The 13,414-nt window shown below is 53.8% G+C and carries 14 protein-coding genes; 8 read left to right on the top strand and 6 right to left on the bottom strand.

Annotation, left to right across the window (positions count from 1 at the left end; genetic code table 11):
* Positions 1–6 precede the first annotated feature (6 nt).
* Positions 7–915 (bottom strand): LysR family transcriptional regulator, encoded by a 909-nt coding sequence (locus tag NG99_RS16575; protein ID WP_034895320.1) that lies wholly within the window; start codon positions 913–915, stop codon positions 7–9.
* 125 nt (positions 916–1,040) lie between these two features.
* On the opposite strand from NG99_RS16575, the gene NG99_RS16570 reads away from it, so the two are divergent.
* Complete coding sequence (locus tag NG99_RS16570) at positions 1,041–2,267, top strand: MFS transporter (RefSeq protein ID WP_232298332.1); 1,227 nt, start codon at positions 1,041–1,043, stop codon at positions 2,265–2,267.
* Positions 2,268–2,296: 29 nt separating this feature from the next.
* Here the strand turns inward: NG99_RS16570 and msrA are convergent, their stop codons facing one another.
* Together msrA and NG99_RS16560 are read right to left on the bottom strand one after the other, a co-directional pair.
* The gene (msrA, locus tag NG99_RS16565; protein WP_034895316.1) at positions 2,297–2,830 is read right to left on the bottom strand and encodes a peptide-methionine (S)-S-oxide reductase MsrA; all 534 of its coding nucleotides are present in this window, start codon (positions 2,828–2,830) and stop codon (positions 2,297–2,299) included.
* Between the two features lie 12 nt (positions 2,831–2,842).
* Positions 2,843–3,499: a TetR/AcrR family transcriptional regulator gene (locus tag NG99_RS16560; RefSeq protein WP_034895314.1), complete on the bottom strand. Its 657-nt coding sequence runs from the start codon at positions 3,497–3,499 to the stop codon at positions 2,843–2,845.
* Positions 3,500–3,803: 304 nt separating this feature from the next.
* Between NG99_RS16560 and bhsA (NG99_RS16555) the strand changes: the two genes are divergently transcribed.
* The 4 genes from bhsA (NG99_RS16555) (at position 3,804) to NG99_RS16545 (ending at position 6,876) form a co-directional block, all read left to right on the top strand.
* Entirely contained in the window at positions 3,804–4,058 is a 255-nt protein-coding gene (bhsA, locus tag NG99_RS16555; RefSeq protein ID WP_034895312.1) for a multiple stress resistance protein BhsA, read from the top strand.
* 54 nt (positions 4,059–4,112) lie between these two features.
* Positions 4,113–4,370 (top strand): multiple stress resistance protein BhsA, encoded by a 258-nt coding sequence (bhsA, locus tag NG99_RS16550; protein WP_034895310.1) that lies wholly within the window; start codon positions 4,113–4,115, stop codon positions 4,368–4,370.
* On the top strand, positions 4,345–4,653 hold the full coding sequence (locus tag NG99_RS29310) for a hypothetical protein (RefSeq protein WP_157032641.1): 309 nt from the start codon (positions 4,345–4,347) through the stop codon (positions 4,651–4,653). The genes bhsA (NG99_RS16550) and NG99_RS29310 overlap by 26 nt, the downstream gene beginning before the upstream one ends.
* A gap of 180 nt (positions 4,654–4,833) precedes the next feature.
* Positions 4,834–6,876, top strand: a complete 2,043-nt coding sequence (locus tag NG99_RS16545) for a choline transporter (RefSeq protein ID WP_034895308.1) — start codon at positions 4,834–4,836, stop codon at positions 6,874–6,876.
* Positions 6,877–6,918: 42 nt separating this feature from the next.
* On the opposite strand, the gene NG99_RS16540 is transcribed toward NG99_RS16545, so the two are convergent.
* Entirely contained in the window at positions 6,919–7,692 is a 774-nt protein-coding gene (locus NG99_RS16540; RefSeq protein ID WP_034895306.1) for an SDR family oxidoreductase, read from the bottom strand.
* Between the two features lie 125 nt (positions 7,693–7,817).
* Between NG99_RS16540 and NG99_RS16535 the strand changes: the two genes are divergently transcribed.
* Positions 7,818–8,729, top strand: coding sequence for a LysR family transcriptional regulator (locus tag NG99_RS16535; RefSeq protein ID WP_034895304.1), 912 nt, complete (start codon positions 7,818–7,820; stop codon positions 8,727–8,729).
* Here the strand turns inward: NG99_RS16535 and NG99_RS16530 are convergent.
* Positions 8,726–9,778 (bottom strand): AbrB family transcriptional regulator, encoded by a 1,053-nt coding sequence (locus NG99_RS16530; RefSeq protein WP_034895302.1) that lies wholly within the window; start codon positions 9,776–9,778, stop codon positions 8,726–8,728. The two genes, NG99_RS16535 and NG99_RS16530, sit on opposite strands and share 4 nt — an antisense overlap.
* Before the next feature lie 640 nt (positions 9,779–10,418).
* On the opposite strand from NG99_RS16530, the gene NG99_RS16525 reads away from it, so the two are divergent.
* Both NG99_RS16525 and tus read left to right on the top strand, forming a co-directional pair.
* Entirely contained in the window at positions 10,419–10,820 is a 402-nt protein-coding gene (locus NG99_RS16525) for an H-NS family histone-like protein (RefSeq protein WP_034895300.1), read from the top strand.
* A 168-nt stretch (positions 10,821–10,988) separates the two neighbouring features.
* Positions 10,989–11,918 carry a DNA replication terminus site-binding protein gene (gene tus, locus NG99_RS16520; protein ID WP_034895298.1) on the top strand — a complete coding sequence of 310 codons (930 nt, stop codon included), beginning with the start codon at positions 10,989–10,991 and terminating at the stop codon, positions 11,916–11,918.
* A gap of 60 nt (positions 11,919–11,978) precedes the next feature.
* Here tus and fumC read toward each other — a convergent pair whose 3' ends face one another.
* On the bottom strand, positions 11,979–13,376 hold the full coding sequence (gene fumC, locus NG99_RS16515) for a class II fumarate hydratase (protein WP_034895296.1): 1,398 nt from the start codon (positions 13,374–13,376) through the stop codon (positions 11,979–11,981).
* Positions 13,377–13,414 lie beyond the last annotated feature (38 nt).

Here is a 13,414-nt window from a genome sequence, read left to right as displayed (position 1 = left end):
AGGCCGTCAGCCGCCTGTTAATCCAGCATCGCCAGGCAGCAGCAGCGCCTTCATATGTTCCCTCAGGGCGGTAGTTTCACGCTGCTTCGCCCAGACCAGCCACACCTCTGACCGGGCATCCGCCTCTTGCAACGCCACCCAGCGCACCTCATCCAGGCGGATGCGGCTAAAGGAGGCCGGAAGAATAGAGACGCCAAGACCAGTGGCAACCAGGCCAAGAATAGTCATCGCCTCGCCCACTTCCTGAGCAATATTGGGCGAGACACCGTAGCGCTGCAAAAGAGACATCGTTTCGCTGTAAAGCGCGGTGCCGACCTGAGGGTCGAAGAAAATAAACGGTTCCTGGGCAAGTTCACTGACGGAAATCGTCGCTTCTCCGGCCAGTCGGTGAGCGCGGGGAAAAACCGCATACAGCGGTTCGCGCAGCATCAGCTGATGATCAAGCGTGTCAGGTAACGGCGTATTGCGCATCACGCCGAGATCGAGACGCCCCTCATTCAGCGGCGCCAGCTGCTGGCGCGTGTTGATTTCCTGCATCTGAATATGCACGGCGGGATAGCGCTGACGAAAGGTGAAAAGCGCATCCGAAACCGCCGTAATAAAAGGCGCGGAGGAGGTAAATCCAATCCGTAACTCGCCCAAATCGCCACGGTGTAGCCTGGCCGCCTTGTCCGCTGCCTGAGCCACATTCTGCAAAATTTGCCGGGCATCGATCAAAAACTGCGCGCCTGCCGCCGTCAGCTGTACGCTGCGGTTGGTGCGGGCCAGCAGCCTGGCCCCTATCTGCTGCTCCAGGCCTTGAATCTGCTGGCTGAGCGGCGGCTGAGAGAGGTTAAGACGCCGCGCGGCGCGGCCGAAATGCAGCTCTTCGGCGACCGCAATAAAGTAGCGCAGGTGACGTAGCTCAATATTCATATGTCATACATCTCATTTGAGATTATTAATATATTAGACATCATATTAGTCGCTGATTACAGTTAACTTAATGAATTTCATCTTTTAAAGGTTTTGCAGTGAATCGCTCCTCACCCTCCCCAACGCTGGATGACAGCGTAGATCGCCCCTCTGGTTTGGTCCCGGTTAGCCACGAGTACATCAAGCGCGGCACGCCGCAGTTCATGCGCGTAACGCTGGCGCTGTTTTCGGCCGGGCTGGCGACCTTTGCCTTGCTCTACTGCGTGCAGCCTGTTTTGCCGGTGCTTTCGCAGGAATTTGGCGTTTCGCCGGCGGACAGCAGCCTTTCGCTGTCAATCTCTACCGGCCTGCTGGCGCTCGGGCTGCTGGTGACTGGCCCGCTATCGGACGCCATCGGACGCAAATCAGTGATGGTCACCGCGCTGCTGCTGGCCGCCGTTTGCTCGCTGCTTTCGGCAACCATGACCAGTTGGCACGGCGTTTTGATCGCGCGTGCGCTAATCGGGCTCTCGCTGAGCGGCGTAGCGGCGGTGGGCATGACCTACCTCAGTGAAGAGATGCACCCCAGCGTGGTGGCCTTCTCGATGGGGCTTTATATCAGCGGCAACTCAATCGGCGGCATGAGCGGCCGCCTGTTAAGTGGGGTGATCACCGACTTCAGCTCATGGCGCATCGCCATTGCGGTCATTGGCTGTTTTGCGCTGGCTTCTGCGCTGATGTTCTGGAAAATTCTGCCGCCTTCACGCCATTTTCGCCCTGCCTCGTTAAAACCGCGAAGCCTGCTGATTAACTTCCGCCTGCACTGGCGAGATAGCGGGTTGCCGCTGCTGTTTGCCGAGGGTTTTCTGCTGATGGGCGCCTTCGTTACGCTGTATAACTATATTGGCTACCGCCTGCTGGCGCCGCCTTACGGGTTTAGCCAGGCGATAGTTGGCCTGCTTTCGGTAGTTTATCTCACCGGTTCCTGGAGTTCGCCTAAAGCTGGCACCATGACCGCCAGGTATGGGCGTTCCGCGGTGCTGCTGTTTTCCATCGGCATAATGATGGTCGGTATTCTGCTCACGCTGTTCAGCTCGGTCTGGCTGATTTTTCCGGGAATGATGCTGTTCACCGCCGGGTTCTTCGCCGGACATTCGGTAGCCAGCGGCTGGATTGGCCCGCGCGCAAGGCGAGGTAAAGGTCAGGCCAGCTCGCTCTATTTGTTCAGCTATTACCTGGGGTCGAGTCTGGCGGGGACATCAGGTGGGGTGTTCTGGCACCAGTTCGGCTGGCCCGGCATTACCGTGTTTATCTTTATCCTGCTGGCGGTAGCGCTGCTGGTGGGGATGCGTCTCAGAAGTAAACGGCTGTAAAAGAACGGGCCTTGCGCCCGTTCCTGCTATTACGATTTGGTGCGATCCGCGTAACGCTTGCGCAGTTTTTGCAGCTTAGGCGGGATCACCGCGAGGCAGTAACGGTTCTGCTGCCCTTCGCCTTCCCAATAGTTCTGATGGTAGTCTTCAGCCGGATACCATTCAGCCGGGCCTTCAATAGTGGTCACGATCGGGCTGCTCTGATCTTCCTGCGCACGAAGAATTGCCGCTTTAGCTTCTTCAGCCTGCGCCTCGTTGGCGGGGAAGATCGCCGAACGATACTGGGTGCCGATGTCGTTTCCCTGGCGGTTAAGCTGGGTGGGATCGTGCGTGGCGAAGCTGATGTCCAGCAGATCGCCATAGCCGATCTTCTCAGGGTCGAAGCCCAGACGGATGGCTTCCGCATGGCCGGTGTCCCCGGCGCAAACTTCGCGATAGGTTGGATTGCTGGTATGGCCGCCGATGTAGCCATTTTCAACCGAAACTACCCCGTCAATTTGTTTGAAGACGGCTTCGGTGCACCAGAAGCAGCCTCCGGCGATGGTTGCATATTCAATGGTCATGGTGACTCCTCTTTATTCTTTACGCAGGCTTTCACAGCCTGTCTGGCTTAATGTCGGCCATTGCAACATAAGCGTATCAATAATGCTATCCAGTTCTGCCCGGCTGGCGCCTTCACGCGCACGCACGGACATGCCCTGTAGCAGGCAGCCAAGGTAAGCCGACAGCGCGGCCACGTTGGTTTTCGCATCCAGTTCACCCACGGCCTGACGGGCAAGCAGAAACGCTTCAAGGTGCCCTTCCTGACTGCTATGCCGGTCTCGCAGCATATTGGCAACGTCCGTAGAGTCCGCGGAAAGTACCGTAGAGGTACAGATAAAGAAGCAGCCCGCCGGTTTTTGACCATCGGTAAAGCAGGCGGCGGTTGAACGGAAATAAGCTTCCACGCCTTTCTGAACGCAGCTTTCCGGGCAGGCTAACGCCGCCTGGCGCTGGTCAGCAAATTTTTCGGTGTAGCGATCGACCGCAGCGCGGAACAGGCCTTCTTTATTAGTAAATTCCGCGTAGAGCGTGGGCGCCTTCGCGCCGGTGGCCTCAACCAGATCGGAGAGTGAAGTGGCTTCATAGCCGTAGCGCCAGAATAGCTCAAGCGCTTTGTCTAGCGCCGCTTCCCGGTCAAAGGTTTTTGGCCGTCCCCGCCCCTTGCGTGTGCATACGTCCCCATCAGTCATAAATCCTCTCTTGATTAACTACTGATGAATAAATTACCGATCATTATAAAAAAGTTTATCCCGCCCTGTCGAGTCCCTTCGTCACTTTCCTCGCTATTAATCGTTTCTTCCATCATCGGCGCGCGGCCAACACACTTTTTATAAACTTTAAATCATTTTTTATCAGCAGCTTACCAATTAAATTAACGATCGATAATAAAATGATGTTGACGCCTTTGCGACGAGGGAATACCATTTAGTTATCGATCGTTAACTAATAACGATGCAGACAATCATTTAACCGAATCGAGAGAGAGAAAAAAGTATGAAAACCCTGAAAATGACCCTTGCAGCCATCGCACTGACTTCCGTTTCCTTTACAGGTTTTGCTGCGGATATCGTGGGCCAGGACCCCGTTAACCAGCAGCAGGTAGGCGTGATAAGCGCGACAGGCACCAACCTGTCTTCACTGGAATCTCAGCTGTCAGCAAAAGCTGATGCAGCCGGTGCAAAATCATTCCGTATTACCTCAACCACAGGTAATAACCGTATGCATGCTACCGCAGAGATTTATCAGTAACTGAACCGAATGAGCTGTTGCTGAAATAACACATTTTAAATTAAGGGTATCGTCATGAAAAACATCAAATTAGCCGTAGCCGCCGTCATGTTAAGCACACTTTCCTTTGGCAGCATGGCTGCCGAACTGGTGACCAGCGCGCCGGACAATCAGCAGAAAATTGGCGTGATCAGCGCCACAGGCAGTACTAACCTGACCTCTCTGGAGTCCCAACTCTCGGAGAAGGCCGAACTGGCGGGCGCGAAATCTTTCCGCATCACTTCGACCTCTGGCCAGAACAACCTGCATGGCACAGCCGTCATCTATAATTAATCACGCTTCGCCTGCCGCCAGCTTCCCGCTGGCGGTTTTTTTACTCGCTATTCCTGCCGCTACAAATAGCCTTCACCTGCCATCACCAAAATATCTCTGCGGTTTACCGTCTGATTCAGACAAATATTCCCCTTCCTGCTATCACGATTATTTCAGCGCCCTGCTTCTTTCACCCGCAAATAGAACCACACTCAATGTGGAAATAGCGACACAGTCTCAGGCATCGAGATTATTTTTAATTGAATGCTCAATCAATAAAACCTATGATAATGGCTGGTTTTGACGCAACTTCAGGTTAACAGATGAAATTTTGACAAATTAATCCTCAGATATCAGAACGATAAACTTATGGCCTGACTATTGCCCAGTGTAGTTAGCGGATATGCGGCGGAGTTTTCCCAGTATGCGCTAAGGCACGCTTTGCAAGGATCGGGGTCAGTCTTGATCATTTTTCGGAGACGGTATGCCGACGACTGAAATATCCAGCAAACAACACAAAGACCGCATCAATCCAGTGGTTTTCTACACCTCAGCGGCGCTGATTTTACTCTTCTCGCTTGTCACTCTCTTTTTTACCGAGCTATCCGATCAGTTAATCAATAATGCCCTTGAGTGGGTTTCTACGACTTTCGGCTGGTATTATCTGCTGGCGGCTACGGTATATATTGTATTTGTTGTGTTGATCGCCGCTTCCCGTTTCGGCTCCATCAAGCTGGGGCCTGAGCAGTCAAAGCCAGAATTTAGCCTGATGAGCTGGGCGGCGATGCTGTTTGCGGCCGGTATCGGGATTGACCTGATGTTCTTCTCGGTTGCGGAGCCGGTTACGCAATATATGATGCCGCCGGAAGGCCAGGGGCAGACTCTGGAAGCCGCACGTCAGGCAATGGTCTGGACGCTGTTCCACTACGGCCTGACGGGCTGGGCAATGTATGCGCTGATGGGCATTGCGCTGGGCTACTTCAGTTATCGCTATGGCCTGCCGCTGACCATCCGTTCGGCTCTGTATCCGATCTTTGGCAAACGCATAAATGGCCCGATTGGCCATACGGTGGATATTGCGGCGGTTATCGGCACCATCTTTGGTATCGCCACCACGCTGGGGATTGGCGTGGTTCAGCTTAATTACGGGCTTAACGTGCTGTTCGACGTGCCGGAGGGCCTGACGGCTCAAGCTGCGCTGATTGCCCTTTCGGTGATTATGGCGACCATTTCCGTCACCTCTGGCGTGAATAAAGGTATTCGTATTCTGTCCGAGCTGAACGTTCTGCTGGCTTTGGGGCTGATTTTATTTGTGCTGTTTGTCGGCGACACCAGCTTCCTGCTTAATGCGCTGGTGCTGAACGTCGGCGACTACATTAACCGCTTTATGGGCATGACGCTGAACAGCTTTGCTTTCGATCGTCCGACGGAATGGATGAACAACTGGACCCTGTTCTTCTGGGCCTGGTGGGTTGCCTGGTCGCCGTTTGTTGGTCTGTTCCTGGCACGAATCTCGCGTGGACGTACTCTTCGCCAGTTCGTGGTGGGAACGCTGACCATTCCGTTCATCTTCACCCTGCTCTGGCTGTCGATTTTTGGTAACAGCGCCCTGAATGAGATTATCCACGGCAATGCAGGCTTTGCGCAGGAAACGCTTGCGCACCCGGAACGAGGTTTTTACAGCCTGCTGGCGCAGTACCCGGCCTTTACCTTCAGCGCCTCGGTGGCGACCATCACTGGCCTGCTGTTCTATGTGACCTCAGCGGATTCTGGTTCGCTGGTGCTGGGTAACTTTACCTCGCGGCTGAGCGATATTAACAACGATGCGCCGAACTGGCTGCGGATCTTCTGGTCGCTGGCGATTGGCCTGCTGACGCTGGGCATGTTGATGGTGAACGGCGTCACCGCCCTGCAAAAAACCACGGTCATTATGGGCCTGCCCTTCAGCTTCGTGATGTTCTTTGTGATGGCCGGGCTCTATAAATCGCTGAGGGTTGAAGATCACCGTCGTGCAAGTAGCGTCGTTAACACGCCGCCGGTGCCGGTTTCCCGCGAAGATCGCCTCAACTGGAAGCAGCGTATTTCCCGCGTGATGCACTATCCGGGCAGTACGCACACGAAAAAAATGATCGATACCGTTTGTCTGCCAGCCATGCAGGAAGTAGCGCTGGAGCTGGAGCGGCGCGGCGCTGTGGTTCAGGTTAGCGAGTTGCCGCCGCTGGAAGATGAGCGTCTGAATCATCTGGAAATGCTGGTAACGCTGGGCGAAGAACAAAGCTTCCTGTATCAGATCTGGCCGCAGCGGTATTCCGTCCCGGCTTTCACCTATCGCGCACGTAGCGGCAAGTCGGATTATTTCCGCCTGGAAACGTTCCTGCTGGAAGGGACACAGGGTAACGATCTGATGGACTACACCAAAGAGCAGATCATTAATGACATCCTCGACCAGTACGAGCGTCATTTAACCTTTATCCATATTCATCGTGAGGCCCCAGGCAACACGATGCCGTTCCCTGAAGTCTCTTAAAACAATGGCCCCTGTTAAGGCAGGGGCCGTCACTTTGCAAGGTTACTTCGTTGTATAGCCGCCGTTGACCAGAATGGTCTGGCCGGTCATCCACCATCCCTCACTGACCAGGAAACGGACCCAGGGCACAATGTCCGCAATGTCGGTCAGCCCCGTTTTACTGAAGGGAGAGAGCGCCGCCGCCGTTTTGTGGTAGGCCACCGCATCGGCACCTTCAGCCGGATAGAAAAACGGCGTATCCATGGGGCCAGGACCAATAGCCGTGACGGAAATACCTCGCGCGCCGAGCTCTTTTGAAGCGGCACGCGTGAAATGTTCAACCGGGGCCTTCATCCCTGCATAGGCGGCATAAAACGGCGTGTAGGCCCCCAAAAGCGAGGTGACCAGCGTACAGATTTTCCCGTTATCACTGACGTGCTTGCCGGCCTCTTTCAGGAAGAAAAACGCGGTCTTGGCGTTAACGGCACTCATTTCGTCAAACTCAGCCTCGGTAATCTCTGCCATCGGTTTCTTCAACACTTTACCCACGGTGTTGATGGCGATGTCCGGCTGCCCCACCGTTGCCACTACATCGGCAAAAAGTTTCTCCATTGCGGCAGCCGAAGTCAGATCGGCCTGAAACGCTGCCGCCTCAGCGCCTGCAGCTTTGACCGCTGCAACTGTGGCTTCGGCTTCCTTGCGCGTTGCGTCGCTGTTGTAGTGAATGGCAACGGCGCGAGCGCCTTGCTGGGCGAAGTCATGGGCAATTAATCCCCCAAGATTTTTCGCCCCGCCGGCGATAAGAACGGTTTTACCTCTGATGGCATGGTCAGTCATGATTCAGCTCCTGTTGCGGTAATTGTCCGGGCGTATCCCGTAATCAGCAGCTTAATACCTGTAAATAATCTATAAAGAGGGTTATCTTGCATGAACTATACAGAATTAGCGCATAATCAGGATCTATGGACACCGTTGACCTTTTTCGGATATTCCTCCGCGTGGCGGAAAATGGCAGTTTTATCCGGGCTGCCGAAACGATGAGCCGCCCGGCCTCCACCGTCTCCGCCGCCATTCGCGAGCTGGAGTCCCGGCTGGGCGCCCGTCTTTTTCACCGCACCACGCGACGAGTTTCCCTCACCTCTGACGGGAGTGCTTTTTATGCACGCTGCCTGGTGGTGGTTCAGGATGTGGAGGAAACGGAGAATCTTTTCAGGCAGACCAGCGGAGAGGTAACGGGAAAAATCCGGGTTGACGTCCCCGGACGGGTCGGCAGGCGCATTATTGTTCCTGCCCTGCCAGATTTTTTTGCCCGCCATCCGGCCATTCAGATTGAGCTTGGCGTCACAGACCGGAGCGTTAATCTTGCAGAGGAAGGCACCGACTGCGCCGTCCGCGTCGGCATTCTGCATGACTCAGGGATGGTGGCCCGCCGTATAGGTTACCTGAAGTCCATCAACGTGGCTTCTGAGGGATACATTTCCACTTATGGCGTACCGCAATCACCTGAAGAGCTGAATAGCCACGCGGCCGTGGGCTACGCCTCGCCTACCACGGGGCGCAGAGAGCGCTGGGAGTGGGATCGAGACGGAGAGATATATAGCACGGAGGTTAACAGTCCGCTGACCGTAAACAGCGCCGAAGCCTATATTGCGGCCTGCGCGGCGGGTATGGGTATCATTCAGATCCCGGAATATGACGTGAGCGAACTGCTGGCAACGGGCATCCTGCGCGAGGTGATGCCTGAGTTTTTGCCGCGCCCGCTTCCCGTCAGCATTTTGTACCCGCACCGACGACACCTTTCCCGCCCGCTACGGTTATTTACTGAGTGGCTTGCCCCTTTGTTACAGGAAAAGATGTCTTTATCGCCTGATTAACGCGTCGCCATCGAGTTGGCTACCCATTTTGCCAGCGCTGGCCCGGTCAGCAGCACCACAATAAAACGTCCGGTCTGCATCGACATGACAAAAGGCATATCGACATTGCTGGACGCCGCGATGATCGCCACGGAATCGGCCCCGCCGGGGCTGGTAGCCAGATAAGCCGTCAGCGGATCGATCCCCGCGAAATGCACCAGGCTCCAGGCAAACAGACCACAGATCGCCACCAGGCTGAAAATAGACAGCAGCAGCCTCGGCAACGCTTTCGCCGCGTGAGTTAAAATCGCTCGATTGAACCTCAGGCCAATGCTCCAGCCGATAATTGCATAGGCCACCATCAGCAGCGCTGGCGGCAGTTCAATCGTTATTACGTTGAAATCCTGCAAAATGGCCCCGCCCGCCAGCGTTAGCAGCAGCGGGCCAGCAGGAATTTTAAATAACCGGCTCACTAACACGCCGCCTACGATCAGCAGCAGCGTGATGCCGAAATGGCCCCAGGCCACCGGTTGAATAATGTCGAAGCCAGAAGGGGCTGAGCCAGCGGGCACGTCAGGCGCCCAGATACGGGCGACCAGCGTGGCGGCCACGGCCACAATTACTACGCGAAGATATTGCATAAAAGCAACCAGCCGCACGTCCGCACCATAACTTTCCGCCATCAGCGTCATGGCGGTCGCGGCACCGGGTGACGATCCCCAAATAGCGGTAGAACCAGGCAACACCTGCCAGCGCGTCAAAAGCCAGCCGAGCAGAGCGCTGGCGATAATCACCGAAAAGATGCTGGCGAGAAAGAGTGGCCAGTTTTTTGCCATCTCGACAAATAAAGAAGCGGGAATGGCGCGGGCAATCATGCTGCCGACAACACCCTGCGCCAGATAAAACAGGTAACGATGAATGACCAGCGGCTTATTACGCGCGGCGAAAATAATCGCCATCGCCATCGGTCCCAGCAGCAGCGCGGCGGGAAGATTCAGGCTCTCCAGGCCCAAAACGGCCGCCGCAGAAAACAGAATCAGCCAGAACCAGCGCATGGGCGGTATTTTCATTCACAACTCCATAAAGTGTTCCAAACAAAACTTTTGCATTCTATCAGCTCCCTGCCCGCCTGGCGGACTCTCTTACCGCGACGATGATGATTAAATTATTTCAAGACATAAAGCGGCGGTCTGATTACAGATAAAAAACTTGTATGTTGTAACTAAAGATGCCGATGAGTCTTCACGCTCGCATGGCTAAGCCAGAGATTCAGCGAGGCCCTGCGATTTGTTTCATAAACCACACAAACCGTCTGCCATAGGTTGTAGCAGAGAAGATATTCCTGCTGGCAGATTGGCAGACCTAAGTTGAAGCAGCGAAAATTCCAGCTGATTCACTCATATTTAAACGGGTTGTGCGCGGTGCGCCATAGAATATAGAAGGATGACCCGATCAGCGCAATTATTGTCTGTACTTCGTCTGGATTGTACATATGCCCTACGCGGCACGGCAAAAACGGCTAAGATTCATCTCACTAATGTAAATATATTAGTGCTGAAGATGAGACGTATCAGTTAAACAAGATGAAATTTGCGAAAATTAATAAACATTTTCACTATTAGGTGTTTTTTAACGGGGATTTTCTCTGTACACTGGTCTCCGCTACATACACTGATTAATTTTAAACCACTCAACGCTACGGATTCCTTTATGAGCGAAACTCTGAAAGTATTAAATAACATTCGAACCCTTCGTGCTCAGGCTCGTGAAGTTTCTTTATCTGAGCTTGAAGAGATGCTGGAAAAACTCGAAGCGGTAGTGAACGAACGTCGCGAGGCCGAAGCGGCCATCGCTTCTGAAGTGAAAGAAAAAGAAGAGAAGCTGGCTAAATATCGCCAGATGCTGCTGGATGACGGCATTGATTTAAGTGAACTGACCTCAACCGAGACCAGCACCGGTAAATCTCGTGCTAAACGTGCTCCACGTCCGGCAAAATACCAGTACACCGACGAAAACGGCGAAACTAAATCCTGGACCGGCCAGGGTCGTACCCCGGCGGTAATTAAGCAGGCGCTGGATCAGGGTAAAAAACTGGAAGATTTCCTGATTTAATCTTCTTGCCACGCCGATTTCAACCGGCGTGGCAAACTTCTCTCTTCATTACCTACCTTTCCCAGACTTTTAACCCTGAATTAATTTTTCGTCCCCTGGCCTGACGTTCTTTTCACTGACAAACGTTTTGATACATTCAAAGTATGTTGTAACTAAGAGAAGCCGACAATGAGCCGATATGATGCGGTAGAAAGTCTCCATCGCTGCGTTGCTGACCTTGAGGCGGCGCTGAAAGCGTTAACCAAACGACTGCCTTCCCTGCGTTTGTTAACGGCCCGCGTATTTGAACTTCCTCCCGTACGTAAAGGTCAGGAACACGATCCTCTACTGGAAATTAGCGTGACGCAACATCTGGCGCAGCCTGCTCTGCACCTCGCCCTGCACCATTTTAGCCGTCTGTTTATTCAGCATCAGTCCGAGACGTTAAGTACTAAAGCCGCCGTGCGCCTGCCCGGCGCAATTTGCTTTGAGGCCAGCGCGCAGGAATTAGCGCTGGTGCGCCAGCAGATTGAAGCCATTAATAGCCTGAAGCGACGCCTTGAGCAGATTATTACCGTGGATTCCGGGGTCGCCAGCGAAGATCGCTTTGAATTTGTCCATACCCACCTGAGAGGGTTAATTACGCTTAATGCCTATCGATCAATAACGCTACTGGAAGCGCCGGACTCTCTCCGATTTGGCTGGGCGAATAAGCATATAATAAAAAACGTCAGTCGACAGGAAATGCTGGATAAGCTGGAAAAAAGCCTTGCTTCAGGTCGCGCGATGGCGCCCTGGACGCGTGAACAGTGGGCGGAAAAAGTGACGGAAGAAATGGCGGCGATTAATTCCCTGCCCAGGGAGGCAAAGCTGAAGATAAAACGTCCGGTTAAGGTTCAGCCGATAGCCAGAGTCTGGAATAAGCAGCAGCAGAAGCAAACCCAGTTAGCCTGCCCTTCGCCCTTATTGGTGCTTTGTCCTGATGCCGCCAGCGTGCCGAAGATAGGGGAATTACTCAATTACAACGCAGATAATGTGATACACAAATTTAAGCCACAGGCTACGCCGCTGTTTCCGGTTATCCCCAGGCTGCACCTTTATAGTGATTACGATTGCTAGTTAAGCAGCGGGAGCAAAAAAAAGAGCGGAATATTTTCCGCTCTGTTCATCGTTTTTTCATTAAGACTTCATGCTGCCAACCATATCTTCCGGGCGCACCCAGGCATCAAATTCAGCTTCGGTGAGATAACCCAGTTTCAATGCCGAACCTTTCAGCGTTAAGCCTTCTTTATGCGCTTTTTTAGCAATTTCCGCCGCTTTATCATAGCCAATATGCGTATTTAACGCGGTAACCAGCATTAACGACTCATTCAGCAACTGGCTGATACGATCGTGATTTGGCTCAATGCCCGTTGCACAATGATGATTAAAGCTGTCCATGCCATCCGCCAGCAGGCGTACCGATTGCAGGAAATTATGAATAATCATTGGGCGGTAAACATTCAGTTCGAAATTACCGGAGGCGCCGCCAATGTTGACGGCAACATCGTTGCCCATCACCTGACAGCAGAGCATGGTCATCGCTTCACACTGCGTTGGGTTTACTTTACCCGGCATAATGGAGCTGCCCGGCTCATTCTCAGGGATAGCAAGCTCGCCAATCCCACAGCGCGGCCCGGAGGAGAGCCAGCGTACATCGTTGGCAATCTTCATTAATGACGCCGCCAACCCCTTTAGCGATCCGTGAGCATGAACCAGCGCATCACAGGTTGCCAACGCTTCAAACTTGTTGGGTGAAGTAACGAAAGGCTGCTTAGTTAATGTCGCCAGCTCCTGCGCAACGCGAACGGCATATTCCGGGTGGGTATTAAGGCCCGTTCCGACGGCGGTGCCGCCTAAAGCCAGTTCCGCAACGTGCGGAATGCTCTGTTCAATATGCTTCAGGCTGTGGCTCAGCATGGCTACCCAGCCGGAAATTTCCTGCCCCAGCGTCAGCGGCGTGGCGTCCTGCAGGTGCGTACGGCCGATTTTAACGATGTCTTTAAACGCTTCGGACTTCTCAGCCAGGGTTTTTTGCAGGGTTTTCAACTGCGGGATCAGGTGTTCCTGAACGGCTAAGACGGCAGCCACATGCATGGCGGTTGGGAAGACGTCGTTCGAGCTTTGGCTCTTATTGACGTCATCATTCGGATGCACCACGCGCTCCATGCCGCGAACGCCGCCTAAAATCTCACTGGCGCGGTTGGCGAGCACTTCATTCATATTCATATTGGTCTGAGTACCGGACCCGGTCTGCCAGATCGCCAGCGGAAACTCGCCGCTGTGCTTATCGGCCAGCACTTCATCTGCCGCGCTGACAATGGCCGCCGCGCGCTCTTCCGGCAGCAGGCCTAAATCCCGGTTGACCGTCGCCGCCGCGCGCTTGGTCAGCGCCAGCGCATAGACCAGCTCAACCGGCATTTTTTCGGTGGAGATGCGAAAGTGTTCCAGCGAGCGCTGCGTTTGCGCGCCCCAAAGTTTATCCGCTGGAACGTCGATGGAACCCATAGAATCTTTCTCAATGCGGTTGGCAGCCATGTCTCTCTCCTTTAGCATAATGGTATGATTTCTAAAAC

Origin of the sequence: Erwinia typographi (assembly GCF_000773975.1) — a bacterium.
Taxonomy (GTDB): Bacteria; Pseudomonadota; Gammaproteobacteria; order Enterobacterales; family Enterobacteriaceae; genus Erwinia; species Erwinia typographi.
Note: the sequence above shows the minus strand (reverse complement) of the source record. Positions and strands in the feature narration are given on the sequence as shown.

Excerpts from the sequence above, each read along its gene's own strand:
- bhsA (WP_034895312.1), top strand. The coding sequence starts at position 3,804 with ATGAAAACCCTGAAAATGACCCTTGCAGCCATCGCACTGACTTCCGTT.
- NG99_RS16535 (WP_034895304.1), top strand. The coding sequence starts at position 7,818 with ATGGACACCGTTGACCTTTTTCGGATATTCCTCCGCGTGGCGGAAAAT.
- NG99_RS16525 (WP_034895300.1), top strand. The coding sequence starts at position 10,419 with ATGAGCGAAACTCTGAAAGTATTAAATAACATTCGAACCCTTCGTGCT.
- NG99_RS16530 (WP_034895302.1), bottom strand. The coding sequence starts at position 9,778 with ATGAAAATACCGCCCATGCGCTGGTTCTGGCTGATTCTGTTTTCTGCG.
- NG99_RS16575 (WP_034895320.1), bottom strand. The coding sequence starts at position 915 with ATGAATATTGAGCTACGTCACCTGCGCTACTTTATTGCGGTCGCCGAA.
- NG99_RS29310 (WP_157032641.1), top strand. The coding sequence starts at position 4,345 with ATGGCACAGCCGTCATCTATAATTAATCACGCTTCGCCTGCCGCCAGC.
- msrA (WP_034895316.1), bottom strand. The coding sequence starts at position 2,830 with ATGACCATTGAATATGCAACCATCGCCGGAGGCTGCTTCTGGTGCACC.
- bhsA (WP_034895310.1), top strand. The coding sequence starts at position 4,113 with ATGAAAAACATCAAATTAGCCGTAGCCGCCGTCATGTTAAGCACACTT.
- tus (WP_034895298.1), top strand. The coding sequence starts at position 10,989 with ATGAGCCGATATGATGCGGTAGAAAGTCTCCATCGCTGCGTTGCTGAC.
- NG99_RS16545 (WP_034895308.1), top strand. The coding sequence starts at position 4,834 with ATGCCGACGACTGAAATATCCAGCAAACAACACAAAGACCGCATCAAT.
- NG99_RS16540 (WP_034895306.1), bottom strand. The coding sequence starts at position 7,692 with ATGACTGACCATGCCATCAGAGGTAAAACCGTTCTTATCGCCGGCGGG.
- fumC (WP_034895296.1), bottom strand. The coding sequence starts at position 13,376 with ATGGCTGCCAACCGCATTGAGAAAGATTCTATGGGTTCCATCGACGTT.
- NG99_RS16560 (WP_034895314.1), bottom strand. The coding sequence starts at position 3,499 with ATGACTGATGGGGACGTATGCACACGCAAGGGGCGGGGACGGCCAAAA.